Source organism: bacterium (assembly GCA_031082185.1).
Taxonomy (GTDB): Bacteria; Sysuimicrobiota; Sysuimicrobiia; order Sysuimicrobiales; family Humicultoraceae; genus VGFA01.
Genome location: JAVHLI010000008.1, coordinates 35,739 through 60,819, shown reverse-complemented (window position 1 = coordinate 60,819; position 25,081 = coordinate 35,739). Strand labels below are relative to the sequence as shown.

Sequence of the window (25,081 nt, the reverse complement as noted above, 5' to 3'; positions counted from 1 at the left end):
GGAGGCGCGGTCATCGAACTGGCGCTGCAGGCATTCCGGGAGTTCCTTTCTCCACAGAACGTCGCGCTCTCCGCCCTGGGTGTGGTGGGGGGGATTATCGTGGGCGCGGTCCCCGGGCTGTCGGTGACCATGGCCACGGCGCTGTTGGTGTCCATGACGTATGCGTGGGACACCAAGCCGGCCCTGGCGATGATGCTGGGGATCTATGCGGGCGGCGTCTACGGGGGATCGCGCTCAGCAATCCTGATCAACATCCCTGGGACGCCGTCGGCCGTCGCCACCGGGTTCGACGGCTATCCCATGGCACAGCGCGGCGAGGCCGGCATGGCCATCGGGCTCTCGACCGTGCAGTCGTTTATCGGCGGAGTCCTGGGCCTCGTGGCCCTGGTGGTGGCCGGCCCGCTCATCTCCGAGTTCGCGCTGAAGTTCGCGCCCAGGGACTACTTCCTGTTGGTGGCGATGGGGCTGTCGCTTGTCAGCCGGCTGGGTGCCAAGTCCATGCCGAGGGCGCTCATAGCGGCCGCGGGCGGGGTGCTGGTGGGACTGGTCGGCATGGATCCCGTGACGGGCGAGGGCCGGTTCACCTTCGGGTTGCCCTTGCTGATCGGCGGCGTGCACTTCATCGCGGTCCTCATCGGCCTGTTCGGGCTGTCCGAGGTGTTCTACCAGTTGGGCAGGGTCGGCCGCGGCGACGTGCCTCAGATCAAGATCCCCGAGGTGGGCCGCATCCTGCCGTCGTGGGCGCTCGTGCTGCGGTTTCTACCGCTCAGCCTGCGCACGTCGGTGCTGGGCATCATGGTCGGCGCGCTGCCGGGAACCGGCGGGGAGATCGCGGCCCTGCTGGCGTACGATCATGCCAAGAGGACCGTGCGCAAACCCACACGGCCGTTCGGGCAGGGCGCCATCGAGGGCGTCATTGCTCCGGAGACGGCCAACAACGCGGCCATTGGGGGGGCGCTCATCCCCATGCTCACACTGGGGATCCCAGGCGACGCGGTCACCGCGGTGCTCATCGGCGCGCTGTTCATCCACGGGCTGCGCCCAGGGCCCCTGCTCATGGTGGAGATGCCGGACCTGTTCTGGTTCATCGCGGCGTCCTACGCGCTGGCCAACGTCTTCCTGCTGATCTTCGGGTTGATGGCGGTCCGCCCGTTCGTGAAGCTCGTCAACGTCAACAAGAAGATACTGATGCCCATGATCGCGCTGATCTCGGTGGTGGGCACGTACGCCATCCAGAACAACATCTACGACGTCTTCTGGATGATCGGGTTCGGCATCCTGGGGTACTTCATGAAGCTGGGCGACTACCCGGTCGGCCCCATGGTGCTGGGCGTCATTCTGGGCCCTCTCGCCGACATCAACTTCAGGAGGGCCATCCTGTCGGTCCGCGGGAGCGTGCCCGCCTTCCTGTTGGAACTGGTCACCAATCCCATCAGCCTGGTCCTTACGATCATGATGCTCTCCGCCTTCGTGCCTCGTCTGCCGTCCTCCGCGGCCCTGCGGGGCCTGCTGGGGCGGTTGCGGTTGGGAAAGAGGGAGGGTGCATGATGTCGCCTCGACCGATCACTCCTGAAGAAACCGCTCATGTCGACGAGCTCGTGGCGCGCGGGCGCGCGGCGCTCCAGGCGTTCGAAGGCGCCACCCAGGAACAGGTGGACCGGCTCTGCCGGGCGGTGGCGTGGGCGGTCGCGAACGAGAAGACCTTCACGCGCCTCGCCCACATGGGTGTTGAGGAGAGCGGCATCGGCGACCCCGAGAGCCGGGTCGGGAAACGCTTCAAGGTCATGGGAATCCTACGAGACGTCCTGCGGCAGAAGAGCATCGGCGTCATCGAGGAACTCCCGGAGAAGGGCATCGTCAAGTACGGCAAGCCGGTGGGTCTCATTGCCTCGCTCGTCCCCACCACCAACCCAGAGCTGACGCCGCCCGGCGTCGGGATCTTCGCCATCAAGTGTCGGGACGCGGTCATCTTCTCGTCGCACCCGCGCAGCAAGAACACCACCCGCGAGACGGTCGAGATCATGCGCCGCGCCCTGGCCCGCGAAGGGGCTCCGATCGACCTCCTTCAGTGCGTCGAGCGTCCGAGCATCCCCGCCGCCCAGTACCTGATGACCCGGGTCGATATGGTCCAGGCGACCGGCGGGCGCGATATGGTCAAGGCCGCGTACGCCTCCGGGACGCCGGCCTATGGCGTCGGCGCCGGCAACTCGACGATGGTCATCGACGAGACCGCGGACGTCGCCGAGGCGGCCCGGAATACCCGGATCAGCAAGATGTCCGACTTCGGCTCCGGCTGCTCGGCCGACGGCAATCTCGTCGTCGACGCCGGAATCTACGAGGCGCTGCGCGACCGCCTCGTGGCGGAGGGCGGCCACCTCGCCACGGCCGAGGAGGCGGCGAAGCTGCGGGCGATCCTCTGGGACGACGAGGGCCACCGGACGCCGGACACGATCGCGATCTCGGCCCAGAAACTGGCCGAACGGGCCGGCTTCGAGGTCGCTCCGGATCGGCGCTTCTTCATTGTCGAGCAGACCGACATCGGGCGGCACAGCCCGTTCAGCTCCGAGAAGCTCGGCGTGGTCCTTTCGCTGTTCCGCTACTCCGGCTTCGACGAGGCGCTCGAGATGGTCAGGGCCATCTACGAGGTCGGCGGCAAGGGCCATTCCTGCGGCATCTACTCGTTCAACGACGACCACATCGACCGGCTGGCGCGCGTCGCGCCGGTGAGCCGGATCATGGTGCGTCAGCCACAGTCGAAGGCGAACGCCGGCGCCTTCAACAACGGGATGCCGATGACATCGAGCCTCGGGTGTGGGACCTGGGGCGGCAACATCACCTCGGAGAACATCCACCTCAAGCACTACATGAACACCACCTGGGTGAGCCGCCCGATTCCCGAGGATCGGCCGTCCGAGCAGGAGCTCTTCGGCGAGTTCTATGGGATGCCCGCCGACTGATATGTTCATGGGATTGTGACAAGGAGGGGTGCGCAATGGGCGTCAAGCAGCAGGCCGGCGTCAAGGTGATCCGCACGTTCACCGAGGGCAAGCAGTCCTGGATCGGCCTCGACGACCCGGGGTTCCGCCGCAAGGTGTTCCGGACCGTCGACGGGGAGCTCTGCGGCTCCGAGTTCCTGGTCGCGGGAATCACCGTCTTCCCGCAGGGTGAGTCGAGCTCGATGCACGAGCACCCAGGATCTGAGGAGATCAACGTGGTCCTCTCGGGCAGCGGGGAGGCGGTCGACGCCGGCGGCAACCGGCAGCCGTTCGGCCCGCACGACATGATCTTCGTGCCCAAGGACCTGAAGCACCAGCACGTCAACACCGGCACCGAGCCGCTCGTGCTGCTGTGGGCCTATACACCGCCGGGAGAGAACCCCGCGCGGTAGCGGCAGCCCGGTGGGAGGGCGAGCGCTATGCGATTGGAGGCCAGGCGGCCGGTTCGGATAGGTGACCGCACACTCGGCGGGCCGGCGGTACTGACATGCGTGCCGCTGACCGCGGCGGAGCGCGCGGCGCTGGTTCCGCAGGCGGCGCGCCTTGGGGGGCTTGGACCCGACTGCGTCGAGTGGCGCGCCGACTTCATCCCAGACCTCAGCCCGGACGAGACACCATTGCTGCTCGAAGCGATCTCCGCAGCCGCGCGCTGCGCGCTGATCTTCACCAACCGGCGGCATGAAGAGGGTGGGGCCCGTCCCCAGGATGAGGCGCAACGCCTGGCCATACTTGAGGCCGCGGCGTCAACCGGGCTGGCCGCGCTGGTGGACATCGAGATGGCCACGGCACCGGCCCTGGCAGAGAGAGCCGCGGCCGCCGCCCACGGATCCGGGGCCGCGGTCATCCGCTCGTGGCATGACTTCGGCGCCACGCCTCCGGCCACAGCCCTCCTGGATTCGATGCGGGCGATGCAGGAGGCAGGGGCAGACGTCGCAAAGGTGGCAGTCATGCCGCGCGCCCCACAGGACGTCCTGGTGCTGCTGGAGGCCGGGCTGGAGGCCCGCAGCACGTTCCTTGAGATCCCATGCATACTCATGTCAATGGGAGCCGTGGGCGCTATGAGCCGGATCGGAGGGGGATACTTCGGTTCCGACCTGACCTTCGCGGTTGGGATAGCGGCCTCGGCTCCAGGCCAGATCGGGCTGGATATCGCCAAGCGGCTCCTCGCCGCCGTCGGGCTCGGGCCGGAGGGTGAGACCGTGACAGGAGGGTCGTGATGAGCAAGATGCGGGCAGCGAGACTGCACGGTCCGCGAGACCTGCGCCTGGACGAGGTGCCGATCCCAACCCCGCGGCAGGGCGAGGTGCTGGTCCGGGTTGAGCGGGTCGGCATCTGCGGCTCAGATGTGCATCTCTACGCCGGCCACCGGCAGGCGCCCTACCCCATGATCCTGGGACACGAGGCGATAGGCAGGATCGCCGCGGTCGGCGACGGCGTCTCTCTTGGGCTTGTGGGCCGGCGGGCTGTGGTCGAGCCCAACATCCCCTGCACAACCTGTCCTATTTGCCGGCGCGGCCACGGCAACGTCTGCCCCAACAAGCGCGTCCTGGGTGTCAACGAGGACGGCGTCTTCGCGGAGTACGCGTCCATACCGGCCAGCCACGCCTGGGTGGCGCCGGATGACATCCCAGACCCCGACCTGGTGCTGACCGAGCCGCTCGCGGTGGCGGTGCACGCCCTGGCGGCCTCAGGGCTGGTTCCGGGAGACCGCGCCGTGGTTCTCGGGTGCGGCGCCATTGGGCTGTTGCTCGCGCATCTGATGAGCGCCGCGCGCATCTCGGTCACCGCGCTCGACCTTGACCCCAGGAGGGTCCAGGTGGCCAGTGGTCTGGGAGCGGCCGAGGCGGTGGTGATGAGCCAGGAGGCCGGTAGAGAAATCGCGGCGCGCATGCGTGAGACCGGCGAGCCAGCCACGGTCTTCGAGTGCTCGGGGGCTGCGGCCGGCGCTGCATGGTGCATCCGGGCGGTTCCACGAAGAGGTCGCGTCCTGCTTCTGGGGCTGGGCGCAGATGAGGTGGCGTTCTCGCCGCTGCACTTCGTCCGCGAGGGGATAGAGCTGGTTGGTTCGTTGATCTACGATCATCCCGACGACTTCCGCCGCGCGCTCAACCTCGTCGAGGGCGGGCTGCGGGCGGGCCATCTCGTTGAGGCCGAGTTCCCGCTTGAGGAGGCGGCCGCCGCCCTGCAGGCAGCGGCCGAGTCCCGGTTTGTAAAGGCAGTCATCCGCGTCACCTAGCTCGGAGGGTAGTATCGATGGGATCCAAGCAGCACAACGTCGCGCACCAGATCGTACGGTTCCTGGAGGGCGCGGGCACCGAGTACGTGTTCGGGCTGTGCGGCCACACGGTGATAGCGGTGCTGGATGCGCTCTCCGACAGCCGCGTGCGCTTCGTGATGGCCCGGCACGAGCAGATCGCGGCGCACATGGCTGAGGGCTACGCGCGCGCGTCCGGACGCTGCGGCATCCTCCTCACGCATCTCGGTCCCGGGCTCACGAATGCCGCGACCGGGGTAGCGAACGCCGCGCTGGACTCGATCCCGCTCCTCGTGATCGCGGGCGACGTGCCCGGCTACTTCTACGGCCGCCACCCGCACCAGGAGATCCAGTATCACACCGACGGCGATCAGTGGGAGGTCTTCCGCCCCTTCGTCAAGCGGGCCTGGAGGGTGGCGGATCCGCGCGGGCTCAGTCGCATCCTGCCGCGTGCCTACAGCCTGGCCACGAGCGGCCGGCCGGGCCCGGTGCTCGTGAATGTGGCCATGGACGTCTTCTCGGCGCCGGCGGAAGGCCCCCCGCCTCATCCCCCGGCTCCGATGGTGCCGCCAGGGCTCGATTCGGCCGTCGCGGCGCAGATCGCCCGGCGCCTTCTGGCCGCCCGGCGCCCGGTCATCTACGCGGGCGGAGGCGTGATCTCATCAGGGGCTTCGGAGGAGCTGCGGCTGGTGGCCGAGCACCTCGGGTCGCCTGTCGCCTACTCGCTGATGGGCAAGGGTGCTTTGCCGGACGACCACCCACTCATCCTCGGCATGACCGGGTTCTGGGGGACCGAGCTGACCAACCGTGTGACGCGCGAGGCCGACCTGATCCTGGCGGTAGGGACCCGGTTCGCCGAGGCCGACTCCAGCTCGTGGGATCCGCGGTTCACCTTCGCGATTCCCCCGACCGAGCTCATCCATCTCGACATCGACCCCCAGGAGATCGGCCGCTCGTTCCCTGCCGTCATCGGGGCAGTGACAGATGCGCGCTCCGGCCTCACCGCGGTCCTGGCGGCGCTGCGAGGGCTGGCGCCGGGCGGAGTGGGCGGTCACGCAGAGCTTGTCCGCATCCAGTCGGAGCGGCAGGCCTGGCTGGAAGGGCTGGTCGGACCTTCGCGGTCTAACTCGGTACCGCTTGCCCCGCAGCGGATCCTGGCCGACGTCCGGGCCGCTCTTCCCCGGGAGGGAATCCTGGTCACCGACGTGGGCTGGAACAAGAACGGGGTGGGGCAGCAGTTCCCCATCTACCTGCCGCGCACTCACCTGCCGCCCAGCGGCCTGGCGACCATGGGATATGGTCCGGCAGCGGTCCTGGGCGCGAAGCTCGCCAGGCCCGATGTTCCATGCCTTGCCATGGTGGGCGACGGCGCGTTCAGCGCCAACCCCTCAGTGCTCGCGGCCGCCGTGGAGGGAGGCATCGCGGTAACCTGGGTCGTGATGAACAACAGCGCCCACGGCACGATCGCCGGCCTGATGGGGGCGCACTACGGCCGGACATTCGGTTGCGAGTTCCAGTGCGGCGGGCAGCCATACAGCCCGGACTTCGCGGCGCTGGCACGCGCCTATGGGGTCGACGGAGTGAAGGTCGAGCGGGCCGACGATCTGGCCCCGGCCCTCTCGGCGGCGCTGGGGTCCGGAAGGCCCACGGTCATTGACGTGCCGATGGTGAACGATCCGGTGCCGACCGCCGGCCACTGGGACATCAACGACATCTACCGGATGTGAGGATGAAGGCGGTGGCCGGCAAGGCAAAAGGGGTGGCGGCGGTGGAGCGCGCGCTGACCGTCCTGAATGCGTTTCGCGAGGACGAGGACAGCCTCAGCCTGTCCGCTCTGGCGGTGCGCACCAAAATGTACAAGAGCACCATCCTGCGCCTTTGCGGATCGCTGGAGCGGTACGGTTATCTGTGGCGCGTGGGCGACGGCAGGTATCGTCTGGGTCCCACGCCCATGCGGCTGGGCAGTTTGTACCAGCGGTCCTTTCGATTGGCCGATCGTGTCGTGCCCGTCCTGCGCCAGCTGGCGAACGGCAGCGGTGAGAGCGCTTCGTTCTACGTCCGCCAGGGGGCTGTGCGTGTGTGCCTCCACCGCGTTGACTCCCCGGCGCCGATCCGCGATCACGTGCGCGAGGGCGACCACCTCCCGCTGGACCGCGGGGCGGCGGGAAGGGTGCTGCTGGCGTTCGGCGGGGCCAGGGGCACGTCCTTCGCAGCCGTCCGCCGCGACCTGATCGCCGCCTCCTTCGGTGAGCGCAACCCGGAGACCGCGGCCGTCGCCTGTCCGGTCTTCGGCGTGGAGCATGAGCTCGTCGGCGTGCTGTCGCTGTCCGGCCCGCTCTACCGGTTCCGTCCCGAGGAGGTGCGGCGGATGTCCGCGGCGCTGCTGCGGGCGGCGGCGGGCCTGACCAGCGCCCTGGGCGGCGACCGCCAACCTTTCGACAAGAGGATGGCCACCCGTGGCGCGTCCGCTTGAGGGCACCAGGGTCCTCGATCTCACCAACGTGCTGGCGGGTCCCCTATGCACGTTCCAGCTCGCGCTGGTGGGTGCCGACGTGATCAAGGTCGAGGTGCCTGGGACCGGCGACCTGGCGCGCCAGCTCGGCGCGGACCCGGAGTTGAACCAGCGGTTGATGGGCGCGTCGTTCATGGCCCAGAACGCCGGGAAGCGGTCGGTAACGGTAAACCTCAAGCAGGCAGCAGGCCGGCTTGTTTTTGAGCGGCTGGTCGCCGGTGCGGATGTCCTCGTCGAGAACTTCCGGCCAGGGGTTATGACGCGCCTGGGCACCGGGTACGAGACCCTTGCCCGCATCAACCCCGCTCTGATCTACTGCGCCATCTCGGGATTCGGCAGCGATGGTCCGCTTCGCGACAACCCGGCCTACGATCAGATCATCCAGGGACTCTCAGGCGTGACGAGCATCACCGGGGACGCGGAGTCCGGGCCGCTGCGGGCCGGGTTTCCGATATGCGACACAATCGGCGGACTCACCGCGGCGTTTGCGATCACCTCTGCCCTGGTCGCCCGCCGGCAGACCGGGCAGGGCGCGTTCATAGACGTCTCCATGCTCGAGGCCACGCTGGTGTCCATGGGGTGGATCGTCTCGAACTACCTGATCGCCGGCGAGCAGCCCCAACCCATGGGCAACGACAACTTTACGGCCAGCCCGTCGGGTGCGTTCCTAACCCAGGACGGCCTGCTCAACATCGCCGCCAACAAGCAGGAGCAGTTCGAGGCCCTCTGCAGGGTTGTGGGGCGTCCCGACCTTGCAGGTGACCCCCGGTTTGCACTGCGCGCGGACCGCCTGCGCCACCGCGCGTCCCTTACCGCGGAGATCGAGCTTGCCCTGGCCTCTCACACGGCGGCCGAGTGGGAGCCCCTGCTGAACCAGGCCGGGGTGCCGGCAGGGCGCGTGCTCTCGGTTCCGGAGGTTTTGGCCCACCCGCAGGTCGCAGAGCGTGGGCTGGTGCGGCAGTTTGATGAGGTGCCGGGAGCCGGCCGAGATATCTCGGTCACAACGGCCGGGTTCAGGCTGTCGGGATGCCGGCCCGACGTGGACGGTCCGCCTCCCCGTCTGGGTGAGCACACCGGCGAGGTGCTCCGGGGCCTGGGCTTCACCGACGACGAGATCGCCGGGTTCCAGCGGGAGGGCGCGATATGACGGATCTGCCTGCGGACCCACTCCGGGCCTGGTGGCGCACGGCGATAATTGATATCGCCCCTGGTCAGATAGGCGTGCGGGGATACCCTATCGAGCAACTCATCGGCTCGATATCATTTCCTGCCATGATCTGGCTGCTGCTGCGGGGCGACCTGCCATCCCCGGCCCAAGCCGCGCTTCTAGAAGCCGCGCTGGTGGCCTCGGTGGACCACGGGCCGCAGGCGCCGTCCATTGCCATCGCCCGGATGTCGGTCACCTGCGGGCTCCCCCTCAACAACGCCGTGGCATCCGGGGTAAACGCCCTGGGCGATATCCACGGCGGCGCAGGGCAGCAGTGCATGGAGCTCTATGGGGCGATCGCGGCGGCCTGCGGGGAACCATCGCCGGACGTGGCGACCGCCTGCGGGGAGCGCTCGCTGGAAGAAGCGGTGCGCGACGAGGTCGAGCGGGCGAGCCGCGGACTTGGCAGGCTCATCCCAGGCTTCGGCCACCGGTTCCACCCGGTGGACCCCCGCGCCGTGCGCCTGCTGGCGCTGGTGGATCAGGCGGCGAGGGACGGCGTGGTTGCGGGTCGGTTCGCGCGCATCGGCCGCGCGGTCGAGGCGGAGCTGGAGCGGCGCAAAGGCCGGCGGATCCCCATGAACATTGACGGCGTCACCGCGGTGGTGTTCTGCGAGCTGGGCTTCCCGCCGCCGTTGGGCCGCGGCCTGTTCGTGCTCTCGCGCGCAGCGGGCATCCTGGCCCACGCCTGGGAGCAGAGCCAGCAGGGCGGCCGCATCAAAGGGCCGGTCCCTCCCGAGTCTGGCTACACTTACACGGGCGCCCCGAAGAGAGACCTTCCGGGGCACACCTGAGGACAGGCCTAAACCTTGCCCGGTAGCAGCATACCCATCGGGAATAGGTGTGGACCGCGAGGACCGAACACCACGAAACTGGCGCGCGAGATCGTTCCCCCGGGCCGCCAGCACACTTCGACCTCGAAGACCCCAGGGATCTTGCGCGGCTCGCCGAGCCGATGACGGCACTTGCGCCCCTGCGGGGGGTCGTGGTGATCGACGAGATCCGGCGGCGGCCCGACCTGTTTCCGGTCCTTCGAGTCTTGGCCGATAGGCGTCCCATTCCCGCCCGCCTACCTGGCGCGCTCAGATCGGGCCAGCTACGTCTGGCGCCAACAGTTCATCCTGACCTGTCTCGAGCGCGATCTTCCTCGGCAGGGGATCACCATTCCGGCCGCTACCTTGACGTCCTCACGGGCCTGTTCATGGTACGGCAGCTCCAGCCCTGGCATGAGAACCTCAAGAAGCGCCAGGTGAAGTCGCCCAAAGTGTTCCTGCGAGATAGCGGCCTCTTGCATGCGCTCCTGGGGCTCGCCTCTGATCGCTTCTAGTCGCGCATCCAGACAAGGAAGGTGATATGTCGCCGTGCGCTGCGATGCCAGCCATGGCGAGGTCAGGTGATGACCAAAGCGATGCCTGGGGGGACATTCCACCATGAGAATGATGATCGCACTGCTCGCGACCCTGTCTATCCTCGGCGCCGCGAGCGCCGGACCTGAACCTTCGTTCTCGTTCCGCGTGACCGGCTGCGCCGAGACAGAGACGGGCATGCCTTCGAAGACGCGCGCCGGGTTCCAGACCATTGGGGCGACGATCGAGGTCATCGGCAGCGGTATCCGCTACACCAGAGCAGGTACGCATCAGTGCTGCCGGAAGGTCGTGGTCCGAAGGCAGGTCCAAAAGGGGCGGATCGCCCTGACCGAGTACTGGACCGGGGATGGATGCCGCTGCATGTGCTCCTCTCGGATTGAGGCCAACCTCGCCGGCCTCGCGCCGGGGGAGTACGAGGTAGTTGTCTACAGCGGCGGTATCGAGCCGATCACCCACAAGGATATTGAGCCGAAGGCGATCCTGTCGCAGAAGGTAAGGGTCCCCTGAGACGGAGCGCATGAGCCGGCTGGCTCCAGACGAGTATCTTCCTTGGAAGACCCTCACGACCCGCAGGTTCCAGCCCATGAATGGCGAACACAGTGGGGCAGAACACCCAGGTTATTGAGGAGGAGGAGCGTAATGGCTGTGAGGCGCACCACCCAGGCATCCAAGTGCTGCGGCAAGGCCGGGGGCGCCAAGAAGAAGGCGAAGAAGAAGTCGTAGCGCGCTCTTACTATCGTCCTACACCGTGATGACGTGGTCGGCCTCCATCAGCAGGCCGACTATGTCATTCATTCCGACTACTTCTCCGACCGCGACCCTGTCTGAGAGGCCGAAGTACGCCAGGCATGTTCCGCACACTGCCAGGCGTACTCCCATGCCCGCGAGGAGCTGCAGCCCCGCCACTACCGGCGAGCCCGCGCAAACCAGCTTGACGCCCTCGGTGTAGAAGCATATGGCTCTGGGCCTGGTTGCCTGGCCCTCAACGGCATGCAGGAAGCGATCGAACATCCCCAGGCCGAACTCGTGGTCGGGGGGCTGCGTTCTTCCCAGTCCTGCCTGCCGCACCAGCACCACGACCTTGCGCTCCATTCAGGGACCTCCTCGGCGGACGACGGCGTGCGGTGCTCTCCTTGGGGCGTGCGCCGGATCCTAGCACATCTTCCACCGGCGACCCCAAGTCCCCTACGCCGGACGGCTCGATCCTGCCAGGGCCGGACCACTCGGTGAAGGGGGGGCCGCCGTGAAACGCTGGCGTACCTGGTCTCGACCGACGCGGTCTGGGACGCGACGCCCCGCGCATCCGCCAGGGCGCCTTTGGGCTGATGCTCGGCCAGTACACGCTGGTCTACTGGGGCTCCACCGTGCATGCCGCTTCCCCGCCGCGACCCGAGCGGACGCGGTCCCTTGATGGTATACTCTCTCGCAACAACGGGGCCCCTTGACGCGGAGGGCCGCAGGGGCCCCTGTCCGGGAGGGTGTTCGCCGTGAGGAACATCGCCTTGATTGGGATGCCGGCCACCGGAAAGAGCGCGGTCGGCCGACAGCTCTCGCTCACCCTCGGCCTGCCATTCGTGGACACGGACGAGACGATCGAGAGCCGCGAAGATGCGTCAATCTCCTCAATCTTTGAGCGTCACGGCGAGCCCCACTTCCGGGCCATTGAAGAGGCGCTGATCGCCGAGATCACGCAGACGCCGGGCGTGGTCGCCACCGGCGGCGGCGTGGTGGAGAGGGAGAGCAACCTCCAGTCCCTGCGTTCCTGGGGGTGGCTCATCGCGCTCGTCGCCTCTCCGGAGGCCATAGCGCGCCGGGTTGGACAGGCCGACCAGTGGCCGCTCCTGAAGGGCAATGTAACGCAGAACATCGAGCGCCTGTGGGCCCGGCGCGGCCCGAAGTACCTTTCCGCCGACCTGGTGGTGGATGTCTCCAGCGAGGACGTGGATGGCGTGGTGCGCAGGATCCTTGCGTTTCTCGCAGAACGGGAGCCGGTCTCCTCGATTGAGGTCAACCCCGGCCAGGCCCAATCCTACCGTGCCATCGTCGGCACGGGGATTCTTGGTCTCCTGGGATACTACGCGCGCGAGGCCGGCCTGTCGGGTCGGGTAGGCATCCTGGCATCCCCGGCGGCGGTCCGCCGGCACGGTGAGCAGGTCTGCGATGCGCTGCAGGGAGCGGGCCTGGACCCGGTGCTGATCGAGGTCCCCTCCGGGGAGAGCGTCAAGACCTGGGAGAGCGTCGGGGGGCTCTACGGCCGCCTCGTCCGTGAGCAGATAGATCGGACAGGATGTCTCATTGCGATGGGCGGCGAGGAGGTGCTCGACGTGGGCGGCTTCGTGGCCGGAACCTACATGCGGGGCATTCCCGTCGCGCACGTTCCAACCACGCTCATGGCGCAGCTCGACAGTTGCGTCGGCGGCAAGGTGGCCCTCAACCACTTCCGGGCCAAGAACCTCATCGGGTTCCTCCTCCACCCGCGCCTGGCCGTCGTGGATGTGGCAGCCGTCGGTGGAAGCGGGGTGCGGTCCGTTCGGGCAGGCCTGGCCGAGGCCGTCAAGTACGGTGCGATCGCAGATGCAGATCTATTTACCTTCATTGAGACCCATGCCTCCGAACTGCTGGACGCGGACAGCCGCCGCCTGCCGGAGCTTGTGGCGCGGTGCCTCCGGATTAAGGCCCTCTTCGTGGAAGAGGATGAGCAGGGGGTGGGCCGCCGCATGCTCCTGAACTACGGGCACACCTTCGGACACGCGATCGAATCCTCGACAGGGTTCCACCGGTACACCCACGGCGAAGCCGTGGCGATCGGGATGACGCTGGCCGCACGGGTCGCGGTGGCGATGGGGCTCGCTCCCGCGTCGCTGGAAGCCCGCCAGACCACGCTGCTGCGGGCGCTCGGTCTCCCCATAGACTTTTCCGGCGTAGCACCGGCCCGCCTGGTGGAGGCGCTGTGGCGCGACAAGAAGCGTCAGGGAGCGCGCCTGCGCTTCATTCTTCCCGTGGAGATCGGGCAGGGGGAGGTTCGGGGCGACGTTCCGATCGAGCTCGTGGAGTGTGTGATTACGGAGCACGCCCCTCCGACCGGCGCCGGGGACTAGACGCCGCGCAGGCCTGGCCAGATATGGCTGGGGCGACCGCGCGAGCAGGCCGCCATCAACCGGCAGGACCACGCCGTTGAGGTGCCGCACGTCCGGTGATGCCAGGAACCTGACCGCGCGGGCGACATCCTCTGGATCGGCGATGCGCCGGAGTGGAATCCGCGACGACTCCCGCGCGCGGGCCTCCGGCGCCCCTAGCAGGGTGCCGGCGAGCCGCTCCGCCAGGGTGGTTCCCGGCGCGACGGCGTTGGTCCGGATCCCGAGAGGCCCCAACTCCACCGCCATGCCCCGGGTGGGTCCTCGCCCCGCTGCGGCACCGGACCTTCTTCAGCCTGGCGGAGCTGAATCAGGAGCTGGCGGTCTTGAGGGATCGTCTCAATGACACGCCGTTCCAGCCGCAGCGTCAAGTCGATCCTCGAGGCCGGGCTTGATCACCGGCTACTCGACACACAGGAGGTCCTGCCGCTCGGACCCCATGCCAACGTCCGCGGCCCGGCCTACTACGCCGCTGGCTCCCCCACGGCCGCACACGCCGGCACGGCGCCGGCAGGGGTTCAGCACGCTGTACTGCCGCGGGCCGCGCTTGCTCACCGACCTCGCCCTGACCCACACCGATGGCTCGTATCCCCGGCTCATCGCCCGGATCGCCAAGACCCATCTGCTCATCCTGGACGTCCTGCATGCCACGATCGCCGATCCCACGCTCGCTGACGCCATCCTGGATCGGCTGGTACACCACGCGCACAAACTCATCCTCAAGGGCGAATCCATGCGCAAGGCCTTGGCAGGGGGCGTATCAAAGAATCAACGTCCAGGAGGTGAGGCACTGCCGCGCCGTCGCTGACGCTCCGACCGTCTGCCCGGAATCGCTGGACGAATTCATCGGAATACGCAGGGTGCTCAGCCGCACGGCGATCTCGTCCTTCCAGAGCCCTTGCGCTGCCTGCCCGGTCGGGCTATTGTGGTTCCGGAACCACGTCGGGTGATCCGGTCGGGAAACGCCACACATCGCGGGGCACGGCGTCGGAGCCATGGCGGGCCCGGGCCGGGAGAGTGTCAACTGAGCTCGCGCCATTGATACGAGGAGGCGCATCGTGCGGCTGGAGCTGGGGATAATCAAGATCAGGGACGTGCAGTTTGCTGAGACGACCCGTATCGAGAACGGCATTCTCTACGTGAGCAAGAGCGAGCTGATTGCGCTCGCCCTGCGCGACCCTCGGCTGGCCGTGGCGGATGTGGAGCTGGCACGGCCCGGAGAGAGTGTGAGGATCATCCCGGTCAAGGACGTGATCGAGCCGAGGATCAAGGCGGACGGCGCAGAGGGCTACTATCCGGGAATGGCCGGCGGCATGAGGACCGCCGGGTCGGGTAGGACCAACGTGCTCAGGGGGACCAACGTTCTGACCGTGGGACGGATCGTCGGCTATCAGGAAGGCTTCGTCGATATGACCGGTCCGGGTGCCGCGTACTCGCCATTCTCCGATACGAATAACGTGGTGCTGATCCTGCATCCCGTCGATGGGCTGCCCGGGCATGCGCACGAAGAGGCGGTACGTCTCGCCGGGCTGAGAGCGGCGGCCTACCTGGGCGAAGCCAGTCGTGGTGTGGTCCCTGACGAGGTTCAGGTCTACGAGCTGGGTGGCGCCATAGACCCCGCACTCCCGCGGGTTGCCCATGTGTACCCCGTGTTGTCACAGGGGCTGTTGCACGATACCTATCTCTACGGTGCAGACGCCAAGAGCCTCCTGCCCACATTGGTCCATCCCAACGAGGTTCTGGATGGCGCGATAGTGAGCGGGAACTGCGTCTCAGCCTGCGACAAGCACACGACCTGCCATCATCTGAACAATCCCGTGATCGAGGAGCTCTACCGGAGACACGGCAGCGAGCTCAACTTCGTCGGCGTGGTCGTCACCAATCTGAACGTCACCTTGGCGGACAAAGAGCGATCTTCAAGCTATGCCGCCAAACTGGTGAAGCTGCTCGGCGCGGACGGAGTGGTCATTACGAAGGAGGGCTTCGGCAATCCCGATGCTGACGTGATGATGCTCTGCAGGAAGATCGAAGACTACGGGATCAGGACCGTACTGATCACCGACGAGTACGCGGGCAGTGACGGTAGCTCTCAGTCGCTGGCAGATACGGTGCCTCAGGCGGACGCGGTGGTGAGTGTCGGGAATGCGAACGCGGTGATCACACTGCCCCCTATGGGCCGGGTCATTGGAGACCTGAGGCCGGCGGAGGTGATTGCTGGAGGATATGTTGGCTGTGTGGCCGCCGATGGAGCCCTGAGCGTGGAGATACAAGCCATCATGGGATCTACCTGCCAACTGGGTCTTGGCAGGTTGGCCGCGCAAGAGCACTAGAGATCTCAATGGGAAAGCGGGGGGCATAGGGATGGTACGGGGACGCTATAGAGTGGTGCACTACTTGAACCAGTTCTTCGCGCAGATAGGAGGCGAAGACAAAGCCGGCATCCCGCCCCAGGTCAAGGAGGGCGCTGTCGGTCCTGGTATCCCCCTACAGCAGGCGCTGGGTGACGAGGGAGAGATCGTCGCCACGGTTGTCTGCGGTGACAACTATTTCGCCGAGAACATAGAGACCGCGGCAGAAGCGGTCGCGGAGCTCGTTGCGCCCCACAGGCCGGACGTCTTCGTGGCAGGCCCGGCATTCAATGCCGGCAGGTACGGTATCGCCTGCGGAGCGGCGTGTACTGCGGTCAGCAGGAGGCTGGGAGTGCCGGCGGTCACGGCCATGTACGAGGAGAACCCTGGGGTGGAGCTCTACCGCAAGGAAGTCTTCGTGATCCCCGCGCCCCGCTCGGTTCAAGGAATGAGAGAGACGATTCCCAGGCTGGCCGGCTTCGTGCGGAAGCTCGGCCTCGGACAGCCCATCGGCCTTCCCCAGGTGGACGGATACCTGCCCCGCGGCATACGGGTCAACGCATTTGTCGAGCGAACCGGAGCGCAGCGAGCGGTCGACATGCTGCTGGCCAAACTCAAGGGGGAGGCATTTCAGACCGAGTATCGGATGCCCACCTTTGAGCGCATTCCCCCCAGCCCCGCGATCAAGGAACTGAGTGCGGCGACCATCGCCCTGGTAACGACAGGGGGCATTGTCCCCCGAGGCAACCCGGACCGCATAGAGGCCGCCAGCGCTTCCAAGTTTGCCGCGTACAGCATCGCCGGTACGGATGACCTGACCGCGGACGCCTACCAGACGTGTCACGGCGGCTATGATCCGGTTTACGCGAATGAAGACCCGGATAGAGTACTGCCGCTGGACGCGGCGCGCGCCCTGGAGAGAGAAGGCATCATCGGCCATCTTCACAACGAGTATTACGTCACGGTCGGCAATGCCACTTCGGTGGCCAACGCGCAGAAGTTTGGCAAAGCGATCGCGGAAAGGCTTCTGGCGGCCGGCGTCGATGGCGTGATCCTGACCTCAACCTGAGGGACCGATACGCGTTGCGGCGCAACGCTGGCAAAGGAGATCGACCGGATAGGGTTGCCCGTCGTCCACATAGCGGCGATCGTGCCGATATCAATGACCGTGGGAGCCAACCGCATCGTGCCGGCGGTCGCGATCCCGCATCCGCTGGGGAATCCCGCGTTGCCGGAGCGCGACGAGAGGGAGTTGCGTCTGCGCCTGGTCAAGAAAGGGCTGCGCGCCCTGGGGACCGACGTGGAGAAACAGACCGTGTTCGACGGGTAGGGTGAAACGGGAGATGGACGAGGATTACCAGGTCATCATCGTAGGGTGCGGCCCCGCGGGATTGGCGGCGGGCCTCTATGCGAGTCGAGGTGGCCTGAGCGTTCTTCTCTTGGGGGACGAAGCCGCCGGGGGCGGGATGCGAAGCATCTGGCAGGTGGAGAACTACCCCGGGTTCCCCGACGGTGTTTCCGGCGCCAAGCTAGGCCTGGATATGATGAAGCAGGCGATGAAATTCGGCCTGCAGTTCAAGCTGGCTCGGGTTGAGGGCATCGAGCCGCACGATGAGTACAAGGCCGTCAGGGCCACGCTCATCCGAGGGGGAGACGTCGCCTATCGGGCGAGCACCGTGATCCTCGCAGGTGGCGCGTCGCCGGTAAAATTGGGGGTGGCCGGAGAGAGCGAGTTCTTGGGGAAGGGCGTGAGTTACTGCGGCGTATGCGACGCCCCGCAGTTCAAGGATCGTGTCGTCGTGGTGGCCGGCGGGGGCGATAGCGGGCTGAGCGAAGCACTGTATCTGTCGCGACTCGTCTCTGAGATCATCGTGGTGGAGATTATGCCTCATGTTATGGCCACGAAGATTCTTCATGACAGGGCCCTGGCCGATCCCAAGATCCAAATCCGCTGCGGGACCAGGCTTGAAGCCATCAGGGGCGACGATCAGGTGAGAGAGGTGGAGTTAGTCAATGCCCTGACAGGCGCGAGAACAACATTGCCCGTAGGCGGCGTCTTGGTTCGAATCGGCCTCGAGCCCAACACGGGCTATCTCAAAGGCCTGGTGTCGTTGGACGATAAGGGATACGTGTTGGTGGACGAGAGACTGGAAACGTCTGTCCCGGGGATCTTCGCCGCCGGCGACACACGGCACGGCTCAGACAGACAAATCGCAACCGCCGTCGGCGATGGCGTGACCGCCGCGCTCTCGGCGCACAAGATGTGCAGTTTGGTTTGGAGTTCCAATGCCTCTCGACCGGCAGGTATAGACGCGTAGGCGATGCGAGTGGGGCCGCGGCCGTAGCGCAGGCCGCCCTGAGCTAGGGTGCCTTTGCGGGGCCGACAGGAAGGTGTACATTGTGAGCTCTTCGGCGAACCACCAACCTGCGAACCCCGTCGTGCGGGGAGTTTCGTATTTCTTGGCCCATGTGCCCGGACTGACCGGTCACGGCTCCAAACCCTCGCGGGAGATAAAGAAGGATCCTCCCTTGCTCGAGTCGTTCCGGAGCCACCTGCGTACCTTTGAAGAGGCCGTCGCCTACCCACCGAACCAGGTATTCATTGGTAATCTTGATCCTGATGACCTGACGCGTGTTCCGTCTCCCTGGTACAAGCATCCTGTGCGTGACGGCTCTCGGTGGGGTCTCTTTGGGGAGATCATGCCCGAAGACGAGTTCTACGGCATGATGAAGATCTGCGATGAATTCCAACTGGTCTTGCTGGAAGAAGGCTTTGTACGCGACGTCGCCGTGAAGTTGAGGCAGCATCCCCTCTTTTCGGACGCGGATCTTCTGAGATTGGGCAACGGCGTCTCTCTGGCCGACATCGAGCAGCAGCTCGCCGACGGGGTGACCCTCCCCGTGTATGATCGAGGCGGTCGGCTCGTCGGGTGTGTTCGATCCGGGCATGAGGAAGACCCCAACCTCACGGCGGAGATTCTGCTGGAGAATCTGTCCGTCAGGGCCTCCGGCGCGTTGGCGTTGCGGCACCAGGTCGCGGCGACGGGGGAGGCCGAGGCCGTGGACTTTCTCCTGGGGGGCGGCGAGGAGGCGGTCGGAGATCGCTATAACCGGGGCGGCGGCAACATGGCGAAGGCCATCGGAGAGCTATGCGGGTGCTCGAGAGCAGGGGGCGCCGATATCAAGGCGTTCTGCTCCGGCACGGTTCATGCCATCGTGGTGGCCGCGGGCCTAGTCGCGTCGGGAATCTTCAACGATGTGGTTGTCGTGGCCGGCGGTTCCTTTGCCAAGCTCGGGATGAAGTTTCAAGGTCATCTTCGCCACGACATGCCGATCCTGGAGGACGTGATTGCTGCGGTCGCGGTTAGGGTGGGGCTGGACGACGGCAAGAGCCCGGTCATTCGGCTCGATTCCATAGGAAAACACGAGATCGGCTCAGGTTCCAGCCAGCAGGCCATCTTCGACAAGTTGATCGCACAACCATTAGACCGGCTGGGACTCAAGTTTACGCAGATCGACAAGTACGCCACGGAAATGCACAATCCTGAGATCACCGAGCCACAGGGAAGCGGCAATGTACCCAGGACGAATTACCGTATTATCGGCAGCTTTGCGGTATTGCGCGGAGAGATCCAACGCGCGGATCTTGACCGTTTCGTTGAGAAGCACGGCATGCTTGGGTTCTCTTCTACCCAGGGGCATATCGCCTCCGCTGTGCCTGTGCTGGGGCACTCGGTAAGGAAGATGATGTCGGGTGAGATGGACAACACTATGTTTGTGGCGAAGGGGAGCCTCTTCTTGGGACGCATGACCCAGCTCGCCGACGGTATGTCGTTCCTGTTGGAGAGGAACAAAGGAGGTGTGTAGCCAGAATGCTGCTGAAGTCGAAGAAGGTCATCATTATCGGCGAACGCGATGGAGTGCAGGGTCCGGCCATCGAGGCCTGCGTGAGGAGCGCCGGCGCCGAGCCGGTCATCACGCAAACTCAGTGTTTTGTCTGAACATCGGCCGGCGCCTTTGACCTGGAGGGTCAAGAGAGTATCAAGCACTACATCGAACAACACGGCAAAGATGTCGTCGTCGTGCTGGGCGCGCCCGATGCCGATAGCGCTGGACTCTATGCCGAGACCGTCACGAAGGGAGATCCAAGTTGGGCGGGGGTGCTGGCAGGTGTTGCGCTGGGGTTACCCGTCTTTCACATTATGGAGCCGGTCATCAAGGAGCAGATTGACCCCGCGGTCGCTGCCGAACACCTGGGGCTCATGGAAATCGCCCTGGATGTGGAGAAGATCAGCGAAGTGCTTGACAAGATACGTAAGAGCTAGCCTCCGAAGTACTTGGGTGACTTAGCCCGGAGGTTGGCGGAAGGCCCGGCCAGGACGTCAATGTTCGGGTCGGCGCGCAGCACGCGCACCTCGGAGGACGGGCCGTAGACGGGGGCCGTGCGCAGGATCCTGGGATTCCTGGAGGAACGGGAGCCGAGCTCCTAGTAGCGACGGTGGGGGGGGCGGGACGCCCCCCCCACCGCTCATTCACCGCCCTACTTGCACGAGGGCAGGGTGATCTTGATCGCCGCGTTGAAGTCGAAGTAGTCCGTCGCCATCATCACCGAGCCGTCCTCTTCCAGAACCTGCGCTCGCCGGGGAAGGCCGTCCGTAGCAGCCACGAACACCCGATTCTTTGTGGTCATTATGTCGTTCTTCCACACGTAGGTGTAGGACTGGGTCTGGACGCCCGCGATGGTCTCTGCAGGGCCCCGGGATGCGGTTACCTCACCCCACATCTTTTCTGGGTCCATGCCGAGCTGGTCTTGCGTCTGCGTGTCACAGATCCACGCCCCCCCTCCGGTCCGCATACGGACCGCGGTCCCGACCTGGATCACTTCAACAACTTTTCCGCCTACCGTCGTCTTCGAGTAGAAACTGCCGGGGTTCACCACGTCCATCAGGGTGACCATGGGACCCGTCGGCCCTGCCACCGTCCCCTTGGCGCGATAGGACTTGAGCTTCGTTAGCTTTGTCATCGCGGCAGCGATCTCTGCCCACGCCTTCGCATCGCCCTTGACCACGAGCTTCGGGGCGGCCAGCGCGCCTGTGGCGAATACCAGCGTGCCGGCCAGCACCAGTGCCAGTGCCCGCGTGACGGATCTCATCGCGCCACCATCCAGGTGCGTCGCAGGCCGTAGTATGACTGGTTCGGCCAGTGCTCGAAGCCCTGAACCGACTTCCGCACGGCCTCGTACGTCGTCGAGTGGAAGAGGAAGACCATCGGCACCAACTCCTGCAGCCGCATCTGCGCCTGCTCATAGATACGCTTGCGCTGCGCCTCGCCGGATACGGTCTGGCCTTCCTCGACCAGCTTGTCGAACACCGGGTCCGAGAAGTTCACGTAGTTGCGCGCGTCGCCGGTCCTGAAGTTGTTGAAGACGTAGTCGTCCGGGTCAACCTGCCCCGAGGTCCCCAGGATGGTGAGCACGTACCGCTTCGCGAACACCGTGGGGAGGTATACACTCCAGTCCGCGGTCACGATGCGCAGCCGGATACCGGCCCTGGCCACCTGAGCATGGATGACCTCCGCGGGCGTGCGCAGGAAGTCGTAGGTGCTGGTCACGTAGAGGTCGGCGTCTATCCCGTTGGGGTGCCCGGCCTCGGCCAGCAGCCGCTTCGCGCGGTCAATGTCGGGTTTGTCATAGACGTTGCGCGAGAGCGCGTAGAAGTTGCCCGGCGGGATCACGCTGGCGGTCGCATCCATGCCTCCCACGCCGAAGAGAGCGGTGTCAATGATCTCCTTGCGGTTGATGGACCAGGCCAGCGCCTGGCGTACCTTCACGTTGTTGAACGGCGCAACCGCATTGTTGATGTAGATCGCCCGGAAGTTGGCGGACGGCCCACCCAGGACATCAATGTTCGGGTCGGCGCGCAGGACGCGCACCTCGGAGGACGGGATGTACTCGATGAAGTCCACCGTGCCCGTGCGCAGCGCGGTGGTGCGTGCGATCGCGTCCGGGAAGAACACGAACTCAATCCGGTCGAGGTAGGGCAGCCGGCGGCCCGTTTCGTCGAAGCCCCAGTAGTCGCCGTTGCGGACCAGAATGAGCCGCTGCTGCGGGGTGTAGCCGATGAACCGGAACGGCCCGGTGCCCGTGGGGTTGGCGTGCAGGTCCCCGTCTCTCTCCACTACCTCGCGCGGCACGATCGCGGCCCACACCGAGTGGGAGAGCTTGGCGATCAACGGGCTGTAGGGCTTCTTGAGCTTGAACACCACGGTGTACGGATCCGGCGCGGTCACCGTGTCCACATCCGCAAAGTCACCGGCGCGCGGCGCCCGGGTCCTCGGATCGCGTATTCGGTTGATGGTGTAGACGACGTCCTCGGCCGTCATCGCCCTCCCGTTGTGGAATTTCACGTTGCGCCGGAGCTTGAAGGTCCACACCAGATTGTCCGGCGACGCGCTCCACGATTCGGCCAGGCTCGGGACGAACCGGCCGTCCGCGCTGTAGGACACCAGCGTGTCGTAGACGTTCTCCATCATGTTGCGGCTGGACGTGGCCGTGGTGAGGTGCGGGTCAAGACCGACGGGGTCGGTCTGCATCCCGGCGCGCAGCGTGCCGCCGTAGCGCGGCCCCGAGGTCTGGGCCGCGGACGGCTGGAGCCCGGAGGCGGCCAGCAGTCCGGCGCATAACAGCAGAATCAGAGTACGCATTGCGATTCCCTCCCTAGAGTTGCAGTATGTCTTGCTACGCACCGTGCGTGTGCGGGTCAATCGCGTCACGAATGCCGTCTCCCAGCAGATTGAAACCCAGTACCGTCACGCTGATTGCAATCCCCGGCCCTATTGCCGGCCACGAGCTGAAGGTCATCACCGCCCGGCCCTCGGCGATCATCTGCCCCCAGGTAGGCGCCGGCGGTTGGGTGCCCAGGCCGAGGAACGACAGCGCGGCCTCGGCGAGTATAGCCAGCGCCAGGCGCAGGGTGCACTCGACGATGAGGGGCGCGATCGCGTTGGGAAGGATGTGCATCCGCAGGAGCCGGACGTCCCCTGCGCCGACGGCGCGCGCAGCATCCACGTACTCTTCGTGCCGGACCGTGAGCACGGCGGCCCGCGCCACGCGCGAGAACGGCGCGGTGTAGACGATGGCGATGGCCAGCACCACGTTCCAGAACCCGCCTCCCAGAAAGGCCAGGAGCGCGATGGCCAACAGGATCGCCGGGAAGGCCAGCAGGACGTCCGACAGCCGCATGACCAGCGTGTCCGCCCATCCACCCATGAACGCGGATGCGACGCCTACGCTGCCGCCCGCGGCCAGCGCCAGCCCGACGGAGAGCGCCCCGACCGACAGCGAGATGCGCCCGCCGTGCAGCACGCGAGAGAAGGTGTCGCGGCCGTACATGTCGGTGCCCAGCGGGTGCGCGGAGTTTGGGCCCTGCAGCCTGCGCGCCGGCGCGATCTGCAGCGGATCGTGTTTTGCCAGCAGCGGGGCGGCTAAGGCGCCGATCATCACCGCAAGCAGCAGGACGCCGCCGACGCGGGCGCCCGCGTGCCGCGCAAGGCGTCGCCCGACTCCGGCCCTCCGCGCCGGAAACCAGCTACTGGTAACGGATGCGGGGATCGAGGAATCCATAGAGGAGATCCACAAACAGATTTACCAGCACGAAGGACAGTGATATGGACAGCACCGCTCCCTGTATCACCGGGTAGTCGCGGAGGTTGATCCCTTCCAGCGCGAATCGGCCAATGCCCGGCAGGCTGAAGATCTGCTCTATGATGACGGTGCCGCCCAGCAGCGTGCCGAACTGCAGGCCGATGACGGTCACCACCGGGATCAGCGCGGTGCGCAGGCCGTGCTTGAGGATGACCACCGACTCGCGCAACCCCTTGGCGCGCGCGGTCCTGATGTACTGGCGCGCCAGGACCTCGAGCAGGCTACTCCGGATAATGCGGGTGATGGCGGCGGCCAGCACCATCCCAAGCGACAGCGCCGGCAGCACCATGTGCCGCAGGTTCGCGGTCAGGTTCTCGGCAGGGGATATGTAGCCGGTGGGCGGCAGCCACCCCAGGCGGAGGGCAAACAGCAGTATGAGCAAGACCCCCAGCCAGAATGAGGGGACCGAGAGTCCCAGCATCACGAAACCCGTGGCCAGGTAATCGCCCGCCCTGCCGCGCTGCAGCGCGGCCGTTATCCCAACCGGGATGCCTATCATCAACGCGACGAGCAGGCCCATAAACGCCAGTTGCACAGTCACCGGGAAGCGCCGGGCAAGCTCCGGCCCAACGGGCCGGCCGGTACGCAGCGACTTGCCCATGTCGCCCCGACCGATCTTCGCGATGTACTCCGCGAACTGGACCGGCAAGGGCTTGTCCAGGCCGAACAACGTCCGCAGCTCCTCAGCCCGTCCTTGAGGGAGACTCCCCTCGAGCCCGATCATCTGCGTTACGACATCGCCGGGGACCAGCCTAATGAGCAAGAAGACCCCAAGCAGCACGCCGAGCATGGTGGGAACGGCAAGCAGCAGCCGTCGCGCCAAGTATGAGGCCAGGCGACATCCCTCCAGTGGTGCGCCGAGTTCGCGGCGCGGCGAGCACTATTTGGCATTATATACGCTGCCAACAGGACGGAACCTGCTATTATAGCGTGTGCCCAATGCATCCCACAGTGATCTACCTCATCCGCCACGCCGAGACCACCTGGAACGCCGAAGGGCGCCTGCAGGGGACCCTAGACGCGCCGCTGAGCGAGCGCGGGCAGGAGCAGGTGCGGCGGCTTGTCGAGGCGCTCGGCGCGGTCCCGCTTGCCGCGGTGTATTCCAGCCCGCTCGGCCGGGCCTGCGCGACGGCCGCTCCGATAGCCGCCGCGCACGGGATCCCGCTGCGCGCGGTCGCGGAGTTACGGGAGATGGACCAGGGAGAGTGGGAGGGCCGCCTGATCTCAGAGGTCAGGGATGGGGACGGCAGGCCTATTCAGGCGAGGCACGACTCGCCCGCCGAGTCGCGCCTCCCCGGCAGCGAATCCATGGAGGAGGTAGCGGCGCGCGCCGTCGCCGCGCTGCACCTGCTGGCAGAGCGGCATCCGGGCGAGGCCATCGCGGTGGTCGCCCACGGTGGGGTGAACAAGACGCTACTACTATCGTGCCTGGGCGCGCCGCTGGGCCATCATGCCCGGATCGCACAGGGCGGCGCGTGCATCAACATCATAGAGTTAGGCGGTCCGCTGCCCCGCGTGACGGCGCTGAACAGCACCGTGCACCTGGACGCCGAGTGACTAT

22 protein-coding genes and 2 pseudogenes are annotated in these 25,081 nt (G+C 66.3%); 19 read left to right on the top strand and 5 right to left on the bottom strand.

Annotated elements, in window-relative coordinates:
• Positions 1–12: 12 nt before the first annotated feature.
• The 11 genes and pseudogenes from RDU83_08960 to RDU83_08910 all read left to right on the top strand — a co-directional run bounded on the left by RDU83_08960 (position 13) and on the right by RDU83_08910 (position 10,843).
• The gene (locus RDU83_08960; GenBank protein ID MDQ7841139.1) at positions 13–1,548 is read left to right on the top strand and encodes a tripartite tricarboxylate transporter permease; all 1,536 of its coding nucleotides are present in this window, start codon (positions 13–15) and stop codon (positions 1,546–1,548) included.
• Entirely contained in the window at positions 1,548–2,957 is a 1,410-nt protein-coding gene (locus RDU83_08955; protein MDQ7841138.1) for an aldehyde dehydrogenase family protein, read from the top strand. The genes RDU83_08960 and RDU83_08955 overlap by 1 nt, the downstream gene beginning before the upstream one ends.
• Before the next feature lie 35 nt (positions 2,958–2,992).
• The gene (locus RDU83_08950) at positions 2,993–3,388 is read left to right on the top strand and encodes a cupin domain-containing protein (protein ID MDQ7841137.1); all 396 of its coding nucleotides are present in this window, start codon (positions 2,993–2,995) and stop codon (positions 3,386–3,388) included.
• 27 nt (positions 3,389–3,415) lie between these two features.
• Positions 3,416–4,213 carry a type I 3-dehydroquinate dehydratase gene (aroD, locus tag RDU83_08945; GenBank protein MDQ7841136.1) on the top strand — a complete coding sequence of 266 codons (798 nt, stop codon included), beginning with the start codon at positions 3,416–3,418 and terminating at the stop codon, positions 4,211–4,213.
• Positions 4,213–5,232: an alcohol dehydrogenase catalytic domain-containing protein gene (locus tag RDU83_08940; GenBank protein ID MDQ7841135.1), complete on the top strand. Its 1,020-nt coding sequence runs from the start codon at positions 4,213–4,215 to the stop codon at positions 5,230–5,232. Before aroD ends, RDU83_08940 begins: the two co-directional genes overlap by 1 nt.
• A 17-nt stretch (positions 5,233–5,249) precedes the next feature.
• A complete protein-coding gene (locus RDU83_08935) occupies positions 5,250–6,977 on the top strand; it encodes a thiamine pyrophosphate-binding protein (GenBank protein MDQ7841134.1) in 1,728 nt (575 codons plus the stop codon).
• Between the two features lie 2 nt (positions 6,978–6,979).
• Positions 6,980–7,723 carry an IclR family transcriptional regulator gene (locus RDU83_08930; GenBank protein MDQ7841133.1) on the top strand — a complete coding sequence of 248 codons (744 nt, stop codon included), beginning with the start codon at positions 6,980–6,982 and terminating at the stop codon, positions 7,721–7,723.
• Entirely contained in the window at positions 7,707–8,909 is a 1,203-nt protein-coding gene (locus RDU83_08925; protein MDQ7841132.1) for a CoA transferase, read from the top strand. The genes RDU83_08930 and RDU83_08925 overlap by 17 nt, the downstream gene beginning before the upstream one ends.
• Complete coding sequence (locus RDU83_08920) at positions 8,906–9,763, top strand: citryl-CoA lyase (protein ID MDQ7841131.1); 858 nt, start codon at positions 8,906–8,908, stop codon at positions 9,761–9,763. Before RDU83_08925 ends, RDU83_08920 begins: the two co-directional genes overlap by 4 nt.
• A gap of 113 nt (positions 9,764–9,876) precedes the next feature.
• A pseudogene (locus RDU83_08915) lies at positions 9,877–10,278 on the top strand (DUF4143 domain-containing protein).
• Positions 10,279–10,399: 121 nt separating this feature from the next.
• Positions 10,400–10,843 carry a hypothetical protein gene (locus RDU83_08910; protein ID MDQ7841130.1) on the top strand — a complete coding sequence of 148 codons (444 nt, stop codon included), beginning with the start codon at positions 10,400–10,402 and terminating at the stop codon, positions 10,841–10,843.
• A 234-nt stretch (positions 10,844–11,077) separates the two neighbouring features.
• On the opposite strand, the gene RDU83_08905 is transcribed toward RDU83_08910, so the two are convergent.
• Complete coding sequence (locus RDU83_08905) at positions 11,078–11,428, bottom strand: DsrE family protein (GenBank protein ID MDQ7841129.1); 351 nt, start codon at positions 11,426–11,428, stop codon at positions 11,078–11,080.
• A 395-nt stretch (positions 11,429–11,823) separates the two neighbouring features.
• On the opposite strand from RDU83_08905, the gene RDU83_08900 reads away from it, so the two are divergent.
• From RDU83_08900 to grdA, 7 genes and pseudogenes are all read left to right on the top strand, one after another.
• On the top strand, positions 11,824–13,434 hold the full coding sequence (locus RDU83_08900; protein ID MDQ7841128.1) for a bifunctional shikimate kinase/3-dehydroquinate synthase: 1,611 nt from the start codon (positions 11,824–11,826) through the stop codon (positions 13,432–13,434).
• Positions 13,435–13,978: 544 nt separating this feature from the next.
• A pseudogene (locus RDU83_08895) lies at positions 13,979–14,278 on the top strand (ATP-binding protein).
• Positions 14,279–14,528: 250 nt separating this feature from the next.
• Positions 14,529–15,800 (top strand): glycine/sarcosine/betaine reductase component B subunit, encoded by a 1,272-nt coding sequence (locus RDU83_08890; GenBank protein ID MDQ7841127.1) that lies wholly within the window; start codon positions 14,529–14,531, stop codon positions 15,798–15,800.
• 31 nt (positions 15,801–15,831) lie between these two features.
• Entirely contained in the window at positions 15,832–17,148 is a 1,317-nt protein-coding gene (gene grdB, locus RDU83_08885; protein MDQ7841126.1) for a glycine reductase complex selenoprotein B, read from the top strand.
• A 13-nt stretch (positions 17,149–17,161) separates the two neighbouring features.
• A complete protein-coding gene (locus tag RDU83_08880; GenBank protein MDQ7841125.1) occupies positions 17,162–18,136 on the top strand; it encodes an FAD-dependent oxidoreductase in 975 nt (324 codons plus the stop codon).
• A gap of 73 nt (positions 18,137–18,209) precedes the next feature.
• Complete coding sequence (grdC, locus tag RDU83_08875) at positions 18,210–19,685, top strand: glycine/sarcosine/betaine reductase complex component C subunit beta (protein MDQ7841124.1); 1,476 nt, start codon at positions 18,210–18,212, stop codon at positions 19,683–19,685.
• A gap of 5 nt (positions 19,686–19,690) precedes the next feature.
• Positions 19,691–20,143, top strand: coding sequence for a glycine/sarcosine/betaine reductase complex selenoprotein A (gene grdA / locus RDU83_08870; GenBank protein MDQ7841123.1), 453 nt, complete (start codon positions 19,691–19,693; stop codon positions 20,141–20,143).
• 215 nt (positions 20,144–20,358) lie between these two features.
• Here grdA and RDU83_08865 read toward each other — a convergent pair whose 3' ends face one another.
• Genes RDU83_08865 through RDU83_08850 form a run of 4 tightly spaced genes read right to left on the bottom strand, consistent with a single transcriptional unit; the run spans position 20,359 to position 24,343 of the window.
• Positions 20,359–20,970, bottom strand: coding sequence for a hypothetical protein (locus RDU83_08865; GenBank protein MDQ7841122.1), 612 nt, complete (start codon positions 20,968–20,970; stop codon positions 20,359–20,361).
• Positions 20,967–22,520 carry an ABC transporter substrate-binding protein gene (locus RDU83_08860; protein MDQ7841121.1) on the bottom strand — a complete coding sequence of 518 codons (1,554 nt, stop codon included), beginning with the start codon at positions 22,518–22,520 and terminating at the stop codon, positions 20,967–20,969. The genes RDU83_08865 and RDU83_08860 overlap by 4 nt, the downstream gene beginning before the upstream one ends.
• A 34-nt stretch (positions 22,521–22,554) precedes the next feature.
• On the bottom strand, positions 22,555–23,439 hold the full coding sequence (locus RDU83_08855; GenBank protein MDQ7841120.1) for an ABC transporter permease: 885 nt from the start codon (positions 23,437–23,439) through the stop codon (positions 22,555–22,557).
• Positions 23,405–24,343 carry an ABC transporter permease gene (locus tag RDU83_08850; GenBank protein ID MDQ7841119.1) on the bottom strand — a complete coding sequence of 313 codons (939 nt, stop codon included), beginning with the start codon at positions 24,341–24,343 and terminating at the stop codon, positions 23,405–23,407. Before RDU83_08850 ends, RDU83_08855 begins: the two co-directional genes overlap by 35 nt.
• Before the next feature lie 116 nt (positions 24,344–24,459).
• On the opposite strand from RDU83_08850, the gene RDU83_08845 reads away from it, so the two are divergent.
• Positions 24,460–25,077: a histidine phosphatase family protein gene (locus RDU83_08845; GenBank protein ID MDQ7841118.1), complete on the top strand. Its 618-nt coding sequence runs from the start codon at positions 24,460–24,462 to the stop codon at positions 25,075–25,077.
• Positions 25,078–25,081: the final 4 nt, after the last annotated feature.